The 19,657-nt window shown below is 40.6% G+C and carries 19 protein-coding genes and 1 pseudogene; 2 read left to right on the forward strand and 18 right to left on the reverse strand.

Going from position 1 to position 19,657, the window contains the following annotated elements:
* Nucleotides 1-90 precede the first annotated feature (90 nt).
* A pseudogene (locus HMPREF0849_RS04035) lies at nucleotides 91-1,381 on the forward strand (NRAMP family divalent metal transporter).
* 80 nt (nucleotides 1,382-1,461) lie between these two features.
* Here the strand turns inward: HMPREF0849_RS04035 and nrdI are convergent.
* The 5 genes from nrdI to HMPREF0849_RS04060 form a co-directional block, all read right to left on the reverse strand.
* Nucleotides 1,462-1,932 (reverse strand): class Ib ribonucleoside-diphosphate reductase assembly flavoprotein NrdI, encoded by a 471-nt coding sequence (nrdI, locus tag HMPREF0849_RS04040; RefSeq protein ID WP_000724236.1) that lies wholly within the window; start codon nucleotides 1,930-1,932, stop codon nucleotides 1,462-1,464.
* 76 nt (nucleotides 1,933-2,008) lie between these two features.
* The gene (locus tag HMPREF0849_RS04045; RefSeq protein ID WP_000740043.1) at nucleotides 2,009-2,542 is read right to left on the reverse strand and encodes an ABC transporter permease; all 534 of its coding nucleotides are present in this window, start codon (nucleotides 2,540-2,542) and stop codon (nucleotides 2,009-2,011) included.
* A 58-nt stretch (nucleotides 2,543-2,600) separates the two neighbouring features.
* Nucleotides 2,601-3,887: a response regulator transcription factor gene (locus HMPREF0849_RS04050; RefSeq protein WP_000278920.1), complete on the reverse strand. Its 1,287-nt coding sequence runs from the start codon at nucleotides 3,885-3,887 to the stop codon at nucleotides 2,601-2,603.
* A gap of 11 nt (nucleotides 3,888-3,898) precedes the next feature.
* Nucleotides 3,899-5,569 carry a sensor histidine kinase gene (locus tag HMPREF0849_RS04055; protein WP_000800569.1) on the reverse strand — a complete coding sequence of 557 codons (1,671 nt, stop codon included), beginning with the start codon at nucleotides 5,567-5,569 and terminating at the stop codon, nucleotides 3,899-3,901.
* The gene (locus tag HMPREF0849_RS04060) at nucleotides 5,547-6,161 is read right to left on the reverse strand and encodes a YesL family protein (RefSeq protein WP_000514459.1); all 615 of its coding nucleotides are present in this window, start codon (nucleotides 6,159-6,161) and stop codon (nucleotides 5,547-5,549) included. The genes HMPREF0849_RS04055 and HMPREF0849_RS04060 overlap by 23 nt, the downstream gene beginning before the upstream one ends.
* A 133-nt stretch (nucleotides 6,162-6,294) precedes the next feature.
* On the opposite strand from HMPREF0849_RS04060, the gene HMPREF0849_RS04065 reads away from it, so the two are divergent.
* Nucleotides 6,295-6,864 carry an MptD family putative ECF transporter S component gene (locus HMPREF0849_RS04065; RefSeq protein ID WP_000739506.1) on the forward strand — a complete coding sequence of 190 codons (570 nt, stop codon included), beginning with the start codon at nucleotides 6,295-6,297 and terminating at the stop codon, nucleotides 6,862-6,864.
* Between the two features lie 174 nt (nucleotides 6,865-7,038).
* Here HMPREF0849_RS04065 and dltD read toward each other — a convergent pair whose 3' ends face one another.
* The 13 genes from dltD to HMPREF0849_RS04130 form a co-directional block, all read right to left on the reverse strand.
* On the reverse strand, nucleotides 7,039-8,211 hold the full coding sequence (gene dltD, locus HMPREF0849_RS04070) for a D-alanyl-lipoteichoic acid biosynthesis protein DltD (RefSeq protein WP_000593514.1): 1,173 nt from the start codon (nucleotides 8,209-8,211) through the stop codon (nucleotides 7,039-7,041).
* A gap of 47 nt (nucleotides 8,212-8,258) precedes the next feature.
* Complete coding sequence (gene dltB, locus HMPREF0849_RS04075; RefSeq protein ID WP_001105731.1) at nucleotides 8,259-9,413, reverse strand: D-alanyl-lipoteichoic acid biosynthesis protein DltB; 1,155 nt, start codon at nucleotides 9,411-9,413, stop codon at nucleotides 8,259-8,261.
* Nucleotides 9,414-9,572: 159 nt separating this feature from the next.
* Entirely contained in the window at nucleotides 9,573-10,265 is a 693-nt protein-coding gene (locus HMPREF0849_RS04080) for a methionine ABC transporter permease (protein ID WP_000130737.1), read from the reverse strand.
* 1 nt (nucleotide 10,266) lies between these two features.
* Entirely contained in the window at nucleotides 10,267-11,328 is a 1,062-nt protein-coding gene (locus HMPREF0849_RS04085) for a methionine ABC transporter ATP-binding protein (RefSeq protein WP_000085681.1), read from the reverse strand.
* Entirely contained in the window at nucleotides 11,321-12,694 is a 1,374-nt protein-coding gene (locus HMPREF0849_RS04090) for a M20 family metallopeptidase (protein ID WP_000231791.1), read from the reverse strand. Before HMPREF0849_RS04090 ends, HMPREF0849_RS04085 begins: the two co-directional genes overlap by 8 nt.
* A 118-nt stretch (nucleotides 12,695-12,812) precedes the next feature.
* Nucleotides 12,813-13,667: a MetQ/NlpA family ABC transporter substrate-binding protein gene (locus HMPREF0849_RS04095; protein WP_000694527.1), complete on the reverse strand. Its 855-nt coding sequence runs from the start codon at nucleotides 13,665-13,667 to the stop codon at nucleotides 12,813-12,815.
* A 154-nt stretch (nucleotides 13,668-13,821) separates the two neighbouring features.
* Nucleotides 13,822-14,664 carry an amino acid ABC transporter substrate-binding protein gene (locus tag HMPREF0849_RS04100; RefSeq protein WP_000724976.1) on the reverse strand — a complete coding sequence of 281 codons (843 nt, stop codon included), beginning with the start codon at nucleotides 14,662-14,664 and terminating at the stop codon, nucleotides 13,822-13,824.
* Between the two features lie 102 nt (nucleotides 14,665-14,766).
* Complete coding sequence (locus tag HMPREF0849_RS04105; RefSeq protein ID WP_000253913.1) at nucleotides 14,767-15,090, reverse strand: AzlD domain-containing protein; 324 nt, start codon at nucleotides 15,088-15,090, stop codon at nucleotides 14,767-14,769.
* Nucleotides 15,080-15,775, reverse strand: coding sequence for an AzlC family ABC transporter permease (locus HMPREF0849_RS04110; protein ID WP_000659756.1), 696 nt, complete (start codon nucleotides 15,773-15,775; stop codon nucleotides 15,080-15,082). Before HMPREF0849_RS04110 ends, HMPREF0849_RS04105 begins: the two co-directional genes overlap by 11 nt.
* A 137-nt stretch (nucleotides 15,776-15,912) precedes the next feature.
* A complete protein-coding gene (locus HMPREF0849_RS04115) occupies nucleotides 15,913-16,521 on the reverse strand; it encodes a hypothetical protein (protein ID WP_009013588.1) in 609 nt (202 codons plus the stop codon).
* A 183-nt stretch (nucleotides 16,522-16,704) separates the two neighbouring features.
* On the reverse strand, nucleotides 16,705-17,931 hold the full coding sequence (locus tag HMPREF0849_RS04120) for an MFS transporter (RefSeq protein WP_000862369.1): 1,227 nt from the start codon (nucleotides 17,929-17,931) through the stop codon (nucleotides 16,705-16,707).
* 70 nt (nucleotides 17,932-18,001) lie between these two features.
* Nucleotides 18,002-18,667, reverse strand: coding sequence for a CPBP family intramembrane glutamic endopeptidase (locus HMPREF0849_RS04125; RefSeq protein WP_000720903.1), 666 nt, complete (start codon nucleotides 18,665-18,667; stop codon nucleotides 18,002-18,004).
* Nucleotides 18,668-18,782: 115 nt separating this feature from the next.
* Nucleotides 18,783-19,646, reverse strand: coding sequence for an Rgg/GadR/MutR family transcriptional regulator (locus tag HMPREF0849_RS04130; RefSeq protein WP_000572862.1), 864 nt, complete (start codon nucleotides 19,644-19,646; stop codon nucleotides 18,783-18,785).
* Nucleotides 19,647-19,657 lie beyond the last annotated feature (11 nt).

A 19,657-nucleotide genomic window follows, 5' to 3' on the forward strand; every position in this document is an offset into this window, starting at 1 on the left:
AATTTTTCTTATATTTTTTTTCTAAAATTGGCCTTTGTCATTTCTTTTTTAAGATTTTTTGTAGAATAGTAGCTATCTATTCAGATTATTCTGAAAATTCAAAAATAGGAGCGTTTATTATGTCACAAGTTACGTTATCAAACCAGTCAACCTGGGCAAGCAAACTAAAGGCAATGGGGCCAGGAATTCTAATGGCTTCTGCAGCCGTTGGAGGTTCTCATATCGTATCCTCTACTCAAGCTGGTGGTTCTTATGGGTGGTCACTACTCCTCTTGGTTATCTTGGCCAATGTTTTTAAATATCCATTTTTCCGTTTTGGAGCCGAATATACTGCCGACACTGGTAAAACCTTGGTGGAAGGTTATGCCGAAAAAGGAAAACTCTATCTCTGGATTTTCTTTGTCCTCAACGTCTTCTCTGCCATGGTTAATACAGCTGGAGTCGCTATCCTTTGCTCAGCTATCATCGCTAGCGCTTTCCCAATGATTGGTCTTAGCATCACTCAATGGTCCCTTATCCTTGTTGCAGTCATTTGGGCCATGCTACTCTTTGGTGGCTACAAACTATTGGATGGTATGGCAAAATGGATCATGTCTGCTTTGACCATTGCAACTGTTCTTGCAGTTATCATTGCGGCAATTAAGCATCCAGAATACAGCTCTGATTTTGTCGAAAAGACACCCTGGCAAATGGCGTCCCTCCCTTTTATCGTTTCCCTCTTAGGATGGATGCCTGCCCTATTGAAATTTCAGCCATCAATTCACTCTGGTCTGCTGAAAAGAAAAAGACCGTCAACTTTAATACAGCGGACGCTCTTTTCGACTTTAACGTTGGTTACATTGGAACTGCTATCCTAGCTGTATTCTTTGTAGCACTCGGAGCACTCATTCAGTATCCTACAGGACAGGCAGTTGAAGCCGCTTCAGCCAAGTACATTTCTCAATTTGTTGGTATGTATGCCTCTGTTCTTGGAGAATGGTCCCGTTATTTGATCACCTTTATCGCCTTTCTTTGTATCTTTGGAACAGTTATTACTGTTATCGATGGTTACTCTCGTGTCAATCAGGAATCGCTGCGACTCTTGATTCGTCAAAAAGAGGATTCTCGCAAATCTTTGAACACCTGGATGACCATTACCGCTATCATTGGTATCGTAATTATTAAATTCTTTGCTGATCAAGTTTCTACCATGCTTCGCTTTGCCATGATCGGTTCTTTCCTGACAACACCATTCTTCGCTCTCTTGAACTATGTTTTGGTGACACGTGAGAATAAAAATCTTCCTTCTTGGCTAAAACTCCTCGCTATCGCAGGATTGATTTTCCTCTTTGGCTTCGCTATCTTCTTTATCTATGCACTTGCCATCGGAAAAGCAGGATAGTTTATAAAATGGCACCCTGACAGGGTGCTTTTTGCATACTCAAAAGCAGTTGAAAATCTCAACTGCCCCTCAGTACTACTTTATTTTTCTGTTTCTAACTCATACAAATCCGCGATAATCGCTGCAACCTTTTTAATATCTCCCAACATGCCTCTCATTTCAAAATCTGCTAGAACAGGGAAACCAAAACGCTGACTGTACTGCTTGGCAGTCAAACAGTATTGGTTATTAAAATTGCGATTACCAGATCCCACTACACCAAAACACTTACTAGTATTGTCTCCATAGGCGATAAAATCACCCACTGGAGTCGTTAGAATCTCAACATCGCCGTTGTCGACACCATTTCCACCTTCCAGATAGGTGGGTAAAAAGGCGATATAAGGATGGTCCATCTCAAAGAAATCTTTCCCTTCCTTGACCAAATCCTTGATATGGATCTTTTGGACCTCAATTTCTTCGTACTGAGACAAGAGATAGTCCTTGAGTCGGGTTACAAAACTCTCTGTATTCCCACTCAGACTGATATACACTAAGGATATTTTTTTCATGTTGACCTCGATTTTTTGTTTACGATTAAAAAAGAACTACCAAGATTGTAACTTGATAGTTCTTTTTTGTCAATACTTAGGCAACTTCTTCTGCTTCGACTTCTTCGGCCAAATCTTTTTGTTGGCGCCACATCTTGTAAAAGACTAAGGCTAAAAAGAGAACATTGATAATGATGAACAAAATATTCGTTCCTTGTGCCAATGCTCCCATTCCTAAGCCGAGAGTAGTATCTTTGATTAATTGAACCGCATCTTGAACGTTCATATAGCTATAAACCAAACCAACAATCGCTAGTAGAACATAGCCAATATAAGCATAGTTTGCGAATTGCACATTTTTACGTACTAGAAATACAAAGGCTACTACAACTAAAATTGCAGATAAAACAATCAACAACGTATTAAAAATAGAGTGCGATGACGCTGTTACTTGGTAAGTATAGTTAACCGTGTCTTCTATTTGCTGAGCAGTAAGGGACCCACTATTAGATAGGCTTGTACGAAGCACATCTTTACTTGGCAATGGACTCAAGATTCCAAACAATGACATAGATGAAATGAGGGCTGATAGGACTAACAAAACCCAAAGATAAATAGGATTCTTTTTCATGTTTTCCTCCATAAGATATTTTGAACATTATAGCATTTTTTGTACAGGAATACAACTTTTACAAGCTGGTTTCAACTTGTTTCCGATAAGCTTTCGGTGATTTTCCGCACAATTTACGGAAAACCTTGTAGAAATATCCAACATTACTATAGCCAACTGCATAGCAAATATCTTCGATGCTATCACTGGTCGAAAGTAAGAGTTGCTGCGCTGCCTTAATTCGCTGTTTATTGAGCAATTCCGCAAAGGTTGAGTTGGTTTCCCTCTTGATCAGCTGACCGAGATAGACAGGATTGATAAAGAGATCCTTGCTAATATCCTTCAGTGAGAGCTCTTTCTGATAATCACGCCCAATCACTTCCAGAACACTCACCACATTTTCATTCATGCGGTACTGGCCAAAGAACTTGGTCAAAGTTTCTTTGATATAGGCAACCAATTCTTCAAAGGTATTAATGGCATGGATAGCTTTGACAATCTCGGTCATATCATCTGCTTTTAGGTGTTCAAACAAATGAAAGACATCCATGACAAACTGGGTAAAGAGCTGCTTCGTGATGGCCACGCGCGGGGTATTCTTCAAAACAATCTTCTCTAGCAGGGTTAATTCTTCGATGATTTGATTGATATTCCCTTGGATAATCACCCGATAAATCGGCTCGTAATAAGCAAACAAACTCTCGGATTTTTCTAGATTGACTGAACCGTAGAAGAGGGCTTTCTCAGCATTGATCTTCCAATTCTCAAAAGACTGCTGGTAGGGTGCTTCAAATGGTGTCACGACGATGCCATCTAGTGGCTGATCAGAGATGAAAATCTGCCAGTCTTGCCCCAAAACGTAGTAAGGAATGGTAAAAGATCCCTGCTTTTCCTTTGAAAGTCCTATCCACCAGCTGTCTTTATCTGACAGATAGTTAGTAAATCCTGTCTCATCCAATTCTTGACTGAGGGTCTGACTTTTCTCCACCTTTTCCTGAAGCTGTCGCGCAATCTTTTCTAATAAATTGCCCAACTCCACCTTGTCTACTGGCTTGACCAGATAATCCACGACACTAAGGTTCATGGCTTTTTTGACGTAGTCAAACTCCTGATAACCAGACAGCAAGATATAATAGGTATCTGGAAGTAGCTCTTTCATTTCCCTAATCATCTCAAGTCCGGTCTTATCTGGCATGTTGACATCGGAAATGACCACATCTACTGGATTTTTCTTAACATAGTCCAAAGCATCATCTGCGTGATTAGCTGTTGCGACGACTTGCATATCCCATTTTTCAAAGGGGATTAATCGCTTGAGCCCCTCTGTCACCATGTACTCATCGTCTACTAATAAAACTTTATACATTTCTACCCTTTCTATTCATCCTGGATAGTGATATGGTAACGAACACCTTCTTGCTCAGCTGACTCTACACTGATTTGGTAGCGATCCCCAAAGTAGAGAACAAAGCGTTCGTGCACATTTACTATTCCAATTGATTGCCGCTCCCCACTGTAGCTTGCTTCGTGTTCAAAACTTCTCTGAGCTAATTTTTCCTGCAAGCTAGCTAGTTTCTCAGCGGGCATTCCTCGACCATTGTCTTCCACTAGGATTTCAACGAAGCCTTGGCCCTTCAAGGCTTTGATACTGATGACATTATCCGTTCTGCGATGGTCAACACCATGGGCAAAGTAGTTTTCTACTAATGGTTGGAGTGTAAATTTTGGAATCCTCATTTCTTCCAATTCTGGTGCAATCTTGAAACCATAGGCAATGGATTTAGGATAACGCACCATACAGAGATAGCTATATTTTCGGCAAAATTCCAACTCCTGCTTCAAGGTCGTTTCCCGCTCGTCGGAGATATTGTTGCGTAACAAGCTACTAAATTCATAGATAATGTCCGCCAGTTCATCCTGACTTTGCATGACGGCATACATCCGTAAAAACTCCAGAGTATTGTACATAAAGTGAGGATTGATTTGAGCCTGCAGGGCTCGCATATTGGCATCTTTTTGACTGAGCTCTAGCTGATAGATATCGTGGATATTTTTTTCCAGGCGGTCCAACATATCATTGGTTGTTTCTGCAATGAGAAGCAATTCTTGGTCTTTTTCAGAGGTATCGATTCGAAGGCCTTCTTCCCCTTGAGCAATCACCTCGATCGAATCAACTAGGTCTACGACCTGCTTTTGGTAATTTGAAAAAGTCTGTCTAAGGGTCACGTACAAAATGATGATAAAGAGAATACTTAGCCCAATAATGACAGCTGAACTCGTCAAAGTTCCTGTAAGAACAAAATTTTTAGGAACAGCAACTCGAACCTGATAACCGTGAGAGGTGACACCTACAAACCAGTTTTCTCGCTCGGCTGAGACCTTCTCCCCAATATGGAACATCTCAGTCTCAAAAGGCGAAGTTACTGTTACAGCCATTGGGATATGGCCCCTTGTATTGTCAATAGCGCCATGTAAAACATCTGGGGATAGGGAGATATAAATCACTCCTAAATCCTTGTCAGACACAGGATCGGAAACAGGAATGGCAAAACTATTGGCTGTTGGCTTAAAATCCTCCGCAGGAATTTTCTCTCCACTGCGTTTTTCTCTAGTCGAAACATAGACTTCCTTGTAGTCCTGAAGAACAATAGCCACTCCAGTCACAAAATCATTCCGAACATAGAGGTCATCAATATTTTCATACAGGGAAACCGAGATATAAGGCGAAGTTTTACGCTCTAATTGCCAATAGAAATAGTCTGGTGTGCTGAGACTAAAATACTTGTAAATTCCTTCGATGCGGGCCTGATTTTCAACCAAAGACTGAGCAAGTTGAGTTGACTCTCTGTGATAGTATTCCACTTCACTCACTGTCCGAGTGGTCACACGTTCTGCAACCCGTTGGGCCTCTTTCTCACGCGAGTCCCAGTCAGCATACGATAGCATAATTGCAAAACTGGCAATGACCACGATCATAACCAAACTATAAATCCGTAAAAGAGAGTGAAGCCAAAACTGCTTCATTCTATTTTGTCGCCAATTTTTCATGGATACTTTCATAAATAGGTTCCAACATATCACTGATAAAGAAATGCCACATTCCAATTCCTACAAAAAAGAGCAAGGCAGGCATATAATAACCAACTCCTACAAGGAGAGCGGACCCGAGTAAAACCTTGGCAATCGCAGGTAAGCTCATAAAAATCCCGATAAGGGACAGTTTCAAGGTATTTTGGTAGGATAAATCAAAGTACACCTGAAGTTTCAAGGACACAGTATAGGCTAGAAAGACAAGAGCAACTACAAGGACGTTGAGAAAGGTCGCCAAAAGGTAGAAAATCGTCTGGTGGGGCAATTGAACTAGAAGATACAAACCATAAATCAGAACAAGATCCACAAACACAAAACTATAGAAAGCCAGATTGCTCTTGACAAAATTGCTCTTATACAATTCCCAAGCTTCCTTCAAATGGTATGCTCGATAGGTATACCCATGCTCCGCATACAAACTCATAAGAGTTGCACTAGCTGGTGCCAAACCAAAGACTACTCCTCCTGCAAGTGTTAATAGCCAGAAATAAGCCGTCGCAATCATTCCCAAAAAGATACGATTAAAGACGAATTCTAGAAATTTTCCCATGCTACTCTCCTTAAACTAATGATGTAACTATTATATCATATTTCAAACGTTTTCAAAAATATAGAACTCCCATTTACAATCCTCAAAAAGCGTGATACAATTGGTTTTGTTAATTCGCATCAAGGAGATTCTCATGAAGAAAAATATCTTAACCACCCTCTTGGCCGCCGTCCTTTATTTCCTCTGTCTAGGGATTGGAGTCTTCCTAGGACACCTGGTCGATCAAACAGGCAATATGTTCTACGCGCCGGCCTTTTCTGCCCTTGTCGGTGGCAGTGTCTACATGCTTCTTTTGACGAAGGTCCCTCGTTTTGGCGCTATCACCACTCTAGGACTTTTTATGGCACTTTTCTTCCTAGCTAGCAAGCATGGCGCTGGTGCCTTTCTCCCAGGACTCGCCTGTGGTCTTGCAGCAGATGCCATCGCTCGTCTCGGAAACTACAGAGATCGAATCAAAAACACCCTCTCCTTCCTCGTCTTTGCTTTTAGCACAAGTGGCCCTATCTTCCTCATGTGGATCCGTCCCAAAGCTTACGTGGCCACCTTACTTGCACGTGGGAAATCCCAAGAATACATTGAGCGTATCATGGTCGCTCCAGAGTTGGACAAAATCCTTCTCTTTGTTTCAAGCATCCTCCTAGGTGCCTTGATTGGGGCTGTTATTGGCCAATTTCTAAGTCAAAAAATAGCTGATAAACTATAAGATAAAAGCCCTGAAGACTAGCTATGCCTAGTTCCAGGGCCTTTTTGTATACAATCTTAAAATTCACTATAGATAAATTCTTGAATATTCGAAAAATCGGTCACAAAACAGTAAATCACGATGCTCAAGATAACCGTATAGAAAAATAGTGTCCACAAGATTAAACGATGTGTATTAGTTAGCTTGGTTTGCAAATTTATAAAGTTCTTTTTCAACTTCCATCCATCCTTTCACTCCAACGTGCATCACGTCAAATAAAAAGTAATTATCATACTCTCTGTTTCCATAGTTTAGTACAGTTGCACCATGGCTTTTTGCGACATCTTCTATTTTTTTATAAGTTTTTTCTCGCATCTCTCTTGAGATACCCGTATAGTCATTCCATTTCCCGTTTACTGGGAAAATAATGACCTCAACTTCAATGCCCAATTCCTTGGCAACTGTCAAGAAGAGTTCCATATCTGAATACTCTGGTGACTCTAGGTAACTCAAATCTTTATTGGAATCTTTCAGTGATGCATAGCGGTCTTTTAAGTAAGTATTGTAGTAATTATTATCAACAGCATAGTCATTATTGTCTGTTTTCTTTTTGACCTCTTCCACAAACCGATCCGTCATTTTTTCCCAATCATAGTCTGGGGTTTTGTCTCCTAGCGAAGGATAATCTGATTTGGCATGTTTTTGATAAAAAGTCTGTTTGAGCTTAAAGGAATACATCACGTTCTCAAACTCTAATAGTTTTTTTTCAACAATAGTTCCTTTTCCATCTATGAAATAACTTTTGTATTTTTTGTAGATGTCATTTTGTTGCTTGTTTCCCTTGGTAATCTCGATAATGCGATTGATCAGTTTCTCTTTCGTTTCCTTACTAATCTTGTCATTATCTAGCATGTGGAAAATATGTTCCTGAGAAGCCTTGTTCAAAAAGGCATCTTGATGGGTCCCATCTTTTTCAAACCACTGAACCGACTCTACTATAGCTACTTTTCGCTTACTCATAGATCCTTCAATAGAGCCCAAGGTCGTAGCCTGAATGATGTTTTGAGAATAACTAGTCCCAATCTGCATGATATTAAAATCGTTGTAGTTAAAAATTTTATTTGGATGATAGTCTTCATTTATCGTTGCAACCAACTCTGAAGAACCCATTAGAACCAGTGTATTGGGAGTGATATTGCTTGTTAGAATATCTCTACTTTTATACTTTTCATACGAGGTGCTATAACGAATACTGTTATCCTTGACTTTATAATAATCATCAATCTTCTTGACATAGGTCACATTTAAAAGGGCAAGCGTCGCAATTACGAGCACAAGCGATAGTAAAAATGCTTTTAATTTAATCATCTCGTTTTATCCTATCCCTTCAATCTGGCAGACTTCTTTTCAATCTCTTATCTCTTTAAAATCGTCAGTAAGATTTTATAGGGTTCACCTGAAAAGATAAAGAAACCAACCATAACCAAATTCATGGTCACAAACCAACTTAGTAGCTTATACCAGTTTTTGTTTTTATTTTTCTTATAAAAATTGCTTTTCTTTTGATACACTTCAAATCCAGCCATCAAGACACCATGGTAAAAACCATAGACAATGTAACTAACACTAAGACCATGCCAAAAACCCATGACCAACATATTGACCATATAGGCATAGGTTGCATTGTGTAGTCTATTTTTAAACCATTTTTTCCTGATAACCTGCATCAATACTCTTGAAAATACAAAATCTCTCAACCAGGTCGACAAGGTGATATGCCATCTGGTCCAGAAATCCTTGATATCAACACTCAAGAAAGGTTTGTTAAAGTTCATCGGTGTCTGAATACCTAGAATGTTACTACTTCCAACGGCCATTAGACTATAGCCTGCAAAGTCGAAGAACAGATACAAGGTATAGAGGTACATATACTTAATTGAGTAGACGACTGTACCCGTATTGCTTAGAGTGAGTAACATCTGGTAAACATAGGTTGATAAAACAACCTTGTAAAGAAGGCCTAGAACAATACGATACACACCGTCCCCTGCTAACTCTAGATACTCTTTTCGAGGCATGACCTCGTTTATCTCTTTTAAAAATCTCCTACTCCGATCAATCGGACCAGCACTAACTGTTGGGAAAAAGAGTAAAAACTGTAGATAATCTTTTACACTGACTTTTTCTTTGATCAAGCCATCCGATATCTCTAACATGATCTGAATGGTCTTAAAGGACATGTAAGAAATTCCAATAAAGGCCAACAAATGCAGAGAAGTCAGGGCAAAGACTTTATTGATTACTAAAGGAAGAATGGAAAGGAAAACCAGTGGTTTCAGCCGCTTTGCCTCTATCCTCTGTGCTAGAAAAACCAGAAAATATTGATAAACGACAAAGGCAAGCAAATAGACCATCATCGCTCGACTCTTACCATAGATAGCTCCTGCAAATAAGAGGGAGAGCACCAAAATATAGTAGTCCTTACGTTTTTCAAAAAAGTTTACCACAAAACCAATCAGTAAAACTACAGATAAGAGAAGGAAAAACTCATTCTCCTCGAAATAATTCATACCAGCCAAACTCCTTTACATTATCATCCCTTCTATAGCAAACTTTCTGACTTGCTAATTGGGGACCTTTATTTATTATAGCATATTTCTAAAAAGAAGCTTTATCCTTCTTGCATTTCGGTGAGAAAACAAAAAGGAGTCTCTTTGAACTCCTTCCATTTATTTATGACTTAATTTCTTGGTCAAGAAATCTCCCAAGAACTGGATTGTAAAGATAATCAAGATGATAATGATGGTTGCCAAGATGGTCACATCGTGATTGTAACGGTTAAATCCATAGGCAATGGCCACATTACCGATACCACCAGCACCAACTGCTCCTGCCATAGCTGTTTCACCAACAAGGGAAATCAAGGTCACAGTCGTCACACGAATCAAATCTGGAAGACCTTCTGATAGGTAAACACCCACGATATCCCAGAAGGTCGCTCCGCTCGCTTGAGCTGCCTCAATGACACCGCCATCCAGCTCAGCCAAGACAACCTGCACCTGACGGGCAAAGAAGGCAAAGACCGCAAAAGAAAGGGGGACAAGAGCTGCATTTGGCCCGATACTAGTCTTGACGATCAAGTGAGAGAGTGGCGACATGATTGCCAAGAGGATGATAAAGGGAACCGCACGGAAAATAGAGGTAATCTTATCTAAAATCCAGAAAACAACCTTGTTCTCCAAGACACCGCCTGGCGCTGTCAAGACGAGGAAAAGACCTGCCACCAACCCCAAGAACCCTCCGATGATGAAGGAAAGAACTGTCATATAAAGAGTTAGGTAGATGGCTGTTCCCCAGCCTGCCTGACCAGCCCAGCCCATCTTATAGACATTTGGTAGATAAGTTTGAATCAAATCTGTCATTTTACTGTCCTCCCTTCAATACTTTTAACTGCACACCAGCCTGACGGATGGCATCTTGGGCACCTGCTAGCGCTACTTTTTCACCTGACAAGACCACCACCAATTCTCCGACAGGAGTGCCATCGAGAATTTCGATATTTCCATAGAGGATATTGGCCGTTACTTGGTAATGTTTGTACAATTCATTCAAAAGTGGCTCGTCTGTTGAAGCCCCTGCATACTTGAGCTGCACTAAAATACTGTTCTCAGATAAATGTTCTACGATTTCTTGCTTCTCAATCTTGACCATTGCTTCGTCAATACCTGTGGCAGTTGAGATAAAGTCCTGGGTCAAAGGTTGTTTAGGGTCTGAGAAGATTTCAAGGACACTACCCTCTTCAATCAAACGGCCATCCTGCATGACTGCCACACGGTTGGCAATGTCTTTGACAATCTGCATTTCATGCGTAATCAAGACAACCGTCAAGCCTAATTTTTGGTTCAAATCTTGCAACAAGGCCAAAATCTGCTTGGTTGTCTTAGGGTCAAGGGCAGATGTTGACTCATCTGAAATCAAGATTTTTGGATCATTGGCCAAGGCACGCGCAATAGCCACACGCTGTTTTTGCCCTCCCGATAGTTGTGAAGGGTAGTTTTCAGCACGATCTGCCAAGCCAACCAAGTCTAACAACTTAGCTACTTTGGCTTTCTTTTCTTCCTTGCTGAGTCCAGAGTGTTTGAGGGCAAAGGCCACATTCTCCTCTGCTGTCTTCTGACTCATGAGGTTAAAATGCTGAAAAATCATCCCGATATCCTGACGTTTACGACGCAACTGCTCTGCCGTCAAGGTCACCTTGCCATCAAAAATCACATCGTCGTCAATGGTAATTTTCCCTGCAGATGGTTTTTGCAAGAGGTTAATCACCCGTACAAGGGTTGATTTCCCTGCTCCAGAATATCCAACGATTCCGTAGATATCCCCTTCTTGGATGTGAATGGTCACATCCTTGACCGCTGTGATGGTTCTCTTCTTTTGGTGAAAAGTCACATCAATCTGATCTAACTTGATAATATCTCTACTCATAGCTTCTAATCAGCTCCTCTACTAATTCAATATGGGTGTAGTAATCGGCGATTCGCACGTTTTCATCTCCACCATGGTCTCGGCTATTGGCATTTCCTAGACCGAAGGCCACCATTGGTACCTCTAGGGCATCAAAGACCGTATGCATAGGTCCTGTCCCCGCTGTTGTCGGCAAGACTGAAACGCCCTGTGGATAGAATTTCTTGGCCAACTCGATCACATTGAGAATGGCTGGTGCGCTCATATCGCTTCGATAGCTCATCTCTCCCAAGGTATAGTATAATTCTACCTTATCAAAGCCATTTTTGTCTAGCTGTTTCCGAATTTTTTCCAGAACATCATGCGGTTCTAGGCCAGGAACCAAACGAACCTCTAGCTTAGCACTGGCTTCTGCTGGCAAAATCGTTTTAACCCCTTGCCCTTGATAACCTGACTGAATCCCTTCGATATTAAGGGCTGGCTCGAAAAAGAAACGTTTTAGAAAGGCTGCACGATCCTCTTGTAAGAGAGGCAATTCCAAGCCATAAATGCGACTGATTTCCTCAGGATTGCGTTGGGCGTAGGTGTCTACCAAGGCTAGTTCTCGTTCATTTGGCTCTTGAACATTCTCGTACAAGCCTTCTACCAAAATACGTCCATCAGCAGCTCGCAGACTACTTAAGGCCTGGATAAGATACCACGGCGCTGACTCCACGACACCACCATAACTCGAGTGGATATCCACATCCGCACTTTTCACCTTGGCATCAAAGGTCACAATCCCCTTGTTTCCACCAGAGATTTCCAGCTGTTCCAAGACGTTCTTGGTCCCTTGTTCCCAGACTAGCAAGTCCGCCCCACGAAGTTTGTCTGCGTGTTTCTCTAAATACTTATCTAGATCCATGGAAGCAGACTCCTCTGCCCCTTCCATGATAAAGCTGATATTGACAGGTAGGTCATCGTGGTGCTGCATATACTTTCTCAAAGCACTCAAACGAGCTGTGATGTGGCCTTTGTCGTCGTCAACCCCACGCCCATACATAAAGTCATTTCGCACAGAAAGGGTAAAAGGATTCTCTGTCCACACCTGGTCGCCATCCGCTGGCACGGTGTCATAGTGATTATAGAAGATCAAGGTCTTGGCATCCGGACGCGAACTCTTGAAATGCGCCATGACAAAGGGAGCCGTATAGCTCTCATCAATCTCCACTTCAGCCCCTACACGCTTGAAAATCTCACCCAGATAGTTTGCGACCTCCTTGAGTCCAACCTGTTGGGCAAAGACTGATTTCTTGGAAATCAAGGTGCGCAAGACTTCAAAATAATGTTGGGCCACATGATCCTTCTCAAATTTTTCAATCTGCTCTTGTTCGCTAGGAAAAACCATTTTCTCTCTCTTTCTACTACGTACTTGTGTCCTTAGAACGACCACAAGTGCCTCTTTAAAATCAACTCTCTATACAAAAGCAAGAGGTGGAAACTCTCTCCCACCTCCCTGTGTCTTATTACCAAACTGGTTGGTCCAAACCGTCTGATGTTTCTTCGATAACTTTTTTCACTTCATCAGTGTGGTAAGCTGCGATAATTTTCTTGATGGCATCAGCCTTAGGTGATGATTCCCAATCTTTTTTCGCAACAATGATGTTGTACCATTGTTTTGAGTTTTCATCAGCTTGTTCTTTGAAGAGTGCTTTCTTGTAGTCCAATTTTGCTTCTGTAACGAAGGTATTATTTACAACGGCAGCATCAACTGATGACAATGAACGAGCTGTTTGGCTAGCGTCCAATTCAGTAATCTTCAAGTTCTTTGGATTTTCTGTGATGTTAGCAACTGTTGCAAGGGCAGTTCCAGAAACATCCAATTTGATCAAACCAGCTGATTGAAGCAAGTAAAGCGCACGGCTTTCGTTTGTTGCATCGTTTGGTACGGCGATTTCACCGTTATCTGGGATTTCTTCCACTTTGGTGTACTTGTTTTCTTCCCCATTTTTACCTGAGTAAAGGCGGATTGGTGAGATATAGGTATCTGCAATCGCTACAAGGTCTTTCCCGTTTTCTTTGTTCCAGTTATTCAAGAAGTTGTAGTGTTGGAAGGCGTTCAAGTCTACTTCGCCATCAGCAGTTGCCTTGTTTGGTTGAGAGTAGTCAGTGAACTCTGTGAATTCCAATTTAATTCCATCTTTTTCAACCAATTCTTGGATTTTATCCCAACGCGCTTCTTCAGAACCGCTACGGTTAACTGTTGCAATTTTGACAACTGTTTCGTTGTCTGCTTTCTTTTCTGAATTTCCGCAAGCTGCAAGAGCCAAACCTGCGACTGTAGCAAGAGCTGCTACACCGAGCCATTTTTTAATTTTCATGATTCTATCTCCTTTAAAAATAATACCGTAATAGTATCTCATACTTTATTTGATTTAGCAAATTGTTATTAGATAGGCAGACATATAGTTTGAAACTATATACCTAAAAATTGAGAAATCATCCGCCTTTCTCAGACTGGATGATTTCATACGACTATTTAATATCAGCTTCTGCTGGGAGATACGTGTCTCCGAAGAACTGTTTAGACAATTTTTCAAGAGTTCCGTCTTTGTAGAGTTCTTGGATACGTTTGTCTACAAATGATTTCAACTCATCTTGACCTTTTGCAAGAAGTGGGTAAACGTAAGGTTGTTGGTCGCTTGGAAGTTCAATGACTTTCAAGTTGTCCAAACCTTGGTTCTTGATAACTGTTTCAACACCGATCTTATCAAAGATCTTGTAGTCAAACTGACCATCGCTCAAACGAGACATGATTTGTTGGAAATCAGCCTTGGTATAGTTAAGAACCGTTGGATTGTCAGCGTGTTGTTTGTTATAATCTTCTAGCTGTTTAGCTGATGTTGTCCCTTGAACAACCTCAGTAGACTTGCCTCCGATATCATCAAGCGACTTGATGCTGTTGTCGTCTTTCTTCACAACGAGAACGTTAGGGTTTTTAGCAGTTGGCGCTGCATAAAGGTACTTTTCAGCACGTTCTTTGGTATAGCTGATATTGTTTACAGCCATTTGATAACGGTCGCTATCAAGACCTGCAAAGACACCTGACCACTCTGTCTTTTCAAACTTGACATCGTATTTGTCAGAGTCTTTAAAGATAGCACGGACTACTTCAATCTCATAACCAGTCAACTCGCCATTTTCTTCGTAGTTAAATGGTTTTGGTGAAGCATTGGTTGCAACGATAATTTCTTTCTTACCAGATGCTGCTTCGCTAGTTGCAGTATCTTTCTTATCTCCACCTGAGCAAGCTGCTAGTACACCTGCGGCAACAAGTCCTAGAGCAACAAGAGATGAATATTTGACGATTTTTTTCATGTCATTTCCTCCAAAATAGAATACTTTACTATCTTAACAGAAAATATTTTTTTTCGCCATTATATGATATCTATCTCGGTGATAGGTTTTTTTTATGGCTGACTAAAAGACCAGACGCAAGACTGCAATCAAGACCACTCCAAAGAGAACTGTAGCAACTAGATTGCGGTAGCGAAAGGCTACCCAAACCGTTGGAAAGACTGCCAAGAAGTCCAACCACTTGATCTGAGGAAGGCTGCCAACCTTACCGGTCACTACGCTTGAAAGAATCAAGGCAAAGATAATGGAAACAGGCAAGAACTTCAAAAATCGCTCTACGATAGCTGGCAACCCCTTGTACTTGACCAAGATGAAAGGAATCATACGGGGAACCCAAGTCACTAGGCCCGAAAAGATAATGGCTAACAAAAGATATTTACTGACCATCTAAAAGCACCCCCATCGTACAACCAAGTAGCGTCGCAAACAGAACAGCTAGTGACTGAGACACCACTGTCAAGAGCAAAAAGAAAGACACCGTAACAACTGCTAGGATCTTCAGCAGATTGCGGACAGGAATCCGTCTTTGCATAATCTGGAACTGCGAAGCAAAAATCCCGATAAACATTCCCACAAGGGCAAAATCTAAACCAAAAATTTCTGGATTTGGTAGGAGTCCACCTAGAGCTGTTCCGACTACTGTCCCCACAAACCAAGCTACATAGCTGTTGAGATTGTTCCCATGCATCCACATAGGATTGACCTTGTCTGTATGGGCTAATTCTCCCATCAAAACCCCGTAAGTCTCATCTGTCAAGAGGCTAGACATACCGATATTTTGCCAGAGACTAGTATGACGGAAATAGGTCGATGCATGCAAGCTCAGCAAAAAGAGGCGCAAGTTGATCAAAAAGACCGTCATAGCAATAGCTGCGACAGGTGCTTGGACCGCAATCAATGCTAACATGGCAAACTGGGCGCTCCCAGCATAAACAAAGAGGCTCATCAAGCCCATCTCAACAGGTGTCACATAGGGCGCACCGATAATCCCACAAGCCAGACCAATGCTGACATAGCCAAGGGCAGTCGGCATGGCCGCCTGTACACCTTCCCAAAATCCTTTTTCTTTCATCTTTTTCCTCTTATTTTCTTCGTTTGAGACTGTTCAAGGTCACAGTCACAGCAAGGAATATTATAACACATTCATAAAAGAGAAAAAAGTTTCGGATTCGAAACTTATTGCCAGCAAAAAGTGCTGAAGAGGGAGTATCATGGATACATAAGAAATTGATCCACTCGGATAGTATACTTATCGGTTTCTGTGTCTGTAGCATATTTATTTTCTGTTGGATAGACATCAACCCAGAGTTCCCACTGTTGTCCCTTCAATTTGACCTTGTAGCGATAACCGTCATCGTATAGCCCTACCGGATCAGTGGTCATAGACTGGTAATCTGGGAGTTCTTCCAGTTCTTTTTTTACAGTCTGGGATAAGTTATCGAGCAATGCTTCCTGCTCAGCTTTTGAGGTAACGGGAAAATAAGCCGCTACTGTTTCCAAGTGATGCGATTTTGAAAATGTAAAGGTTGCTCGACCAGTATAGCCTTTCAAAGTAATCTGCTCATAGTGATAGAAAAGGCGACCTGTTTTATAGAAATACGGATCTTCTGCACGCCAAGTATCACGATAAGCTGTTTCCTTTTCTTCCTCTACCTCGCTAGCCTTTCCCAATCCTTCTTCAAAAGATTTAGGAGACATACCGAACGAAAGGGATTCAAACAAGACCAGTTGTGTCTTTTTGATATTCTGGCAAGCTGATAAAAGCATGAGTAAAGCTCCAATAGCAAGCAGACTACTGATTATTTTTGTAATTTTCATATATCTACTATACAAGAAAAGTCTAGGATTGACAAACTTTGATAGAGTCGGGTTCCGTGATTAGATTCTAAAATTACTTTTCATTTAAGGTAACAATGGACTGAGTAGGGACTACTATTAGATATTGGAGATAAGAAAAAGACTGGCAATCCAGTCTCAAACACATATTATGCAAATTCTCCGCTAAATGCTCTCACGAATATTCAAGAGCATGACAAATGCGGTTAGGAGTAATAGCAATAGAATAAAGCTGACCGCTAGGGTCCCAAAACTTGTAGCAATCGTTACGAAAACAATTGTGAATAGACTTGGTAAAACAACCGTAATAGCACCGATAGAGGATTGAACCGCTCCCATTGACTCCTCAGGTATTTGTTTAAAGACGAGTTCTTGCAATCTAGGAGAAAGTAACCCTGCGATGAAGGCATCCAAGGAACTGAAAAGCAGAATCAAGCCAAAATGAACTGTGGCAAATCCTACTAGAAGGAGTAACTGGATGACGACCGAAGCGTATAGAGCTGTTTTTATAGAAATCGTATTTTTCAGATAGCCGCTCACAAGACTTCCGACAATAAGTGCTAACAATTCTAGTGTTGATAACAAAGCGAGTGATTGACCAGTTTGTAAATTCAAAAACGGTTGGTTTCTTAAAAAAAGAGTCGAAATAGGAACAGTGACATTGATCACAGCTTGGCTGATAGAGACGATAAACAAAATGAAGATCACTCTATCCATATTCCAGATCAATTTCGATGATTGGAACAAATGCTGGCAAAACGATTTTATAGAAAGACCTTCTTGATAGCTAATTGTTTTTTCAACTTTCAAAAGATCATTTTTTATGAGAAGAATACCTACAAATGCTATCAGAAACGTCAGAGCGTTTAGCAAGGAAATGAACTGAATGGAAAGAATTCCTAGTAAAATCCCTCCTAGAATATTACTGATTGTCCGAACTAAACTAACTGTTGATTGTTTAAAACCAATGGCTTCTGTCAGATGTTCTTTCCCAATGATTCTTATAAAAATAGGAGTTAGCATGGCTCCTGAAAAGTAACTCAATGTATCCGACAAGAGATTCATTAAACAAATAAAGAATACGAGCCATAAGGAAAAGGACTGCCCTGAAAGCGAAAGTGCAACTATAGAATAAAGTACAAATTTGACAAAACTAATAAGCGTATACTTTAGAACACGATGGTGTTGAAAGTCAGCCAAAACTCCCATAAAGATTTGCAGAACTTGAGGAACAGTCTCTGAAATCGTAATGAGTAAAATCGCCAAGGGGGCAAACGAAGCGTCTGCCACATAATTCAAAAAAGCAAGATAAAAAATCGTATCCCCAACCGTTGAGATCCACTGGTTGATGGTTAATTGCCTAAAATCTCTATTTTGAATAAATACTTTCATCGCAACTCCTTTTTGAGTTCAAATGGGAAGTTCTCCCCAAGGATAGACCGATATTGCTGAGCACCTAAAATTACAGCAACGGTAAAATTTGACCAATGCCATTGTAGACTATATGCAGTCCAATAGGCCAATAAATGGACTTGGTTACTCTAAATAAAACTGCAAATATGAGACCGCCACCCATATATACGAAAAAGTCTGTCAAGACCCAACCGTGATTACTAATGTGCAAGATTCCAAACAAAGTAGCAGATCCAAGCACATCCAGTCCCCATTTCTTTCCTTTTTCCAGAGCGGTCATCACCAATCCACGATAAATCATCTCTTCAAAAATGGGACCTGCAATCACAGGATAGAAAAAATACATCAAAAATGCTGTAGCTCCTGTAAAAGTAGGGACATCCAGTTGATAAGCAATTTCATTTTTGGTAGATGGGAAAAGATAAAATGTGACGAAATTCCAAATAACAAAAGCAAGAAGAGCTAAAAAGGAATAAAAAAGATAGGAACCTCTAAATTTTCGACTGTTAATTTTCTGCCATTTACCTGACCAAACCATAACAGTAATAGCAAGCAAAACCACAAGAAAATTCAACAGCATATCCGACAAATAATAGGAAAAGTCGGATAGACCAGCAGCAAGATCGCTATGTAAAAGCAAACGAATGAAGAACTGGTCAGCAATGACAAGTAGAATAGTTACAAACAAGTAGTAGCGTGAGATTATCTTTTTCATTTTATTTTCTCCTATACTATGAAATAAAGACAGTATAACACGAAAAATGCCCTATTTTAGAAAATCGCATATTTGACATTTTTTCTTATAGAAATTTCATTTTTGCGATCGTTTGTTAATCGATAAGGTCTTTATATTGCTGTAAGCGTAGTTCAAAAAGAGCTGTTAATTGGGGATTTTCTAATACTTGCAGAGATTGGATAAATTTTTCAATCTCTTTTTGATTGCTTCCCTTGGTTTGAAGGAAAATGCTCAATTTCTTTAAAAATTGCCATGATACTTTCTCAAAAACATCGTATGGTCGGAGCATACTCTCCAACTCAGCTTCAAAAATTGGAATATAGGAAAAAAGTTTGCGCTCCATGAGCTCTGAGATGATATTAAGATAACCACTTTTCATATACAATTGATTGTGTACCAACTCTTTAAATTCCTTAGATTTTTCAAGTAAAGAGGTGGATAAAAAAATCAGATCTTGATTACTTAAGAAGGGCATGGTATTGCAAAAAATATAGAGTTCAAACCAGGTCCAAGACTCAATAGCATAGAGATAAGTAGTTAAAAACTCGCTATCCTCCTCTTCTAGCAGATAGTTTTTATCCAAGGAATGAATGGCATCTTTAATCACAATAGCGTTCAAACGACGATAGGTCTGCGCCATCTGTTCTTGCTCGACCTCCTCTAATAATTGCTCTAAGCCTGCTATATCTTGATGGGCAAAACGATCCACAACCTTTCGACCAATTCGCATATGTGGTGATTCTTGATAGTTGTTAAGCTTGTGTCCAAACTCATCAAAGGTCACATTTATCGCTTGGATAGCTAGAATCAGCTTATCTGCAGACAGCATAGACTGCCCTAGTTCAAACTTGGATAGCTGGGATGCTGTCAGACCCTCACAAGCCACATCTGACTGCTTGAGCCTTCTCGCCAGCCGCAATTCCTTGTAAAATTCTCCCAATTCCATTCTCTCAATCATCTGACCACCTC

Origin of the sequence: Streptococcus sp. C300 (assembly GCF_000187645.1) — a bacterium.
Classification (GTDB): Bacteria; Bacillota; Bacilli; order Lactobacillales; family Streptococcaceae; genus Streptococcus; species Streptococcus oralis_CQ.

Coding starts and splice junctions, on each gene's coding strand:
- nrdI (WP_000724236.1), bottom strand. CDS start 1,932: ATGAAAAAAATATCCTTAGTGTATATCAGTCTGAGTGGGAATACAGAG.
- HMPREF0849_RS04045 (WP_000740043.1), bottom strand. CDS start 2,542: ATGAAAAAGAATCCTATTTATCTTTGGGTTTTGTTAGTCCTATCAGCC.
- HMPREF0849_RS04050 (WP_000278920.1), bottom strand. CDS start 3,887: ATGTATAAAGTTTTATTAGTAGACGATGAGTACATGGTGACAGAGGGG.
- HMPREF0849_RS04055 (WP_000800569.1), bottom strand. CDS start 5,569: ATGAAAAATTGGCGACAAAATAGAATGAAGCAGTTTTGGCTTCACTCT.
- HMPREF0849_RS04060 (WP_000514459.1), bottom strand. CDS start 6,161: ATGGGAAAATTTCTAGAATTCGTCTTTAATCGTATCTTTTTGGGAATG.
- HMPREF0849_RS04065 (WP_000739506.1), top strand. CDS start 6,295: ATGAAGAAAAATATCTTAACCACCCTCTTGGCCGCCGTCCTTTATTTC.
- dltD (WP_000593514.1), bottom strand. CDS start 8,211: ATGATTAAATTAAAAGCATTTTTACTATCGCTTGTGCTCGTAATTGCG.
- dltB (WP_001105731.1), bottom strand. CDS start 9,413: ATGAATTATTTCGAGGAGAATGAGTTTTTCCTTCTCTTATCTGTAGTT.
- HMPREF0849_RS04080 (WP_000130737.1), bottom strand. CDS start 10,265: ATGACAGATTTGATTCAAACTTATCTACCAAATGTCTATAAGATGGGC.
- HMPREF0849_RS04085 (WP_000085681.1), bottom strand. CDS start 11,328: ATGAGTAGAGATATTATCAAGTTAGATCAGATTGATGTGACTTTTCAC.
- HMPREF0849_RS04090 (WP_000231791.1), bottom strand. CDS start 12,694: ATGGTTTTTCCTAGCGAACAAGAGCAGATTGAAAAATTTGAGAAGGAT.
- HMPREF0849_RS04095 (WP_000694527.1), bottom strand. CDS start 13,667: ATGAAAATTAAAAAATGGCTCGGTGTAGCAGCTCTTGCTACAGTCGCA.
- HMPREF0849_RS04100 (WP_000724976.1), bottom strand. CDS start 14,664: ATGAAAAAAATCGTCAAATATTCATCTCTTGTTGCTCTAGGACTTGTT.
- HMPREF0849_RS04105 (WP_000253913.1), bottom strand. CDS start 15,090: ATGGTCAGTAAATATCTTTTGTTAGCCATTATCTTTTCGGGCCTAGTG.
- HMPREF0849_RS04110 (WP_000659756.1), bottom strand. CDS start 15,775: ATGAAAGAAAAAGGATTTTGGGAAGGTGTACAGGCGGCCATGCCGACT.
- HMPREF0849_RS04115 (WP_009013588.1), bottom strand. CDS start 16,521: ATGAAAATTACAAAAATAATCAGTAGTCTGCTTGCTATTGGAGCTTTA.
- HMPREF0849_RS04120 (WP_000862369.1), bottom strand. CDS start 17,931: ATGAAAGTATTTATTCAAAATAGAGATTTTAGGCAATTAACCATCAAC.
- HMPREF0849_RS04125 (WP_000720903.1), bottom strand. CDS start 18,667: ATGAAAAAGATAATCTCACGCTACTACTTGTTTGTAACTATTCTACTT.
- HMPREF0849_RS04130 (WP_000572862.1), bottom strand. CDS start 19,646: ATGATTGAGAGAATGGAATTGGGAGAATTTTACAAGGAATTGCGGCTG.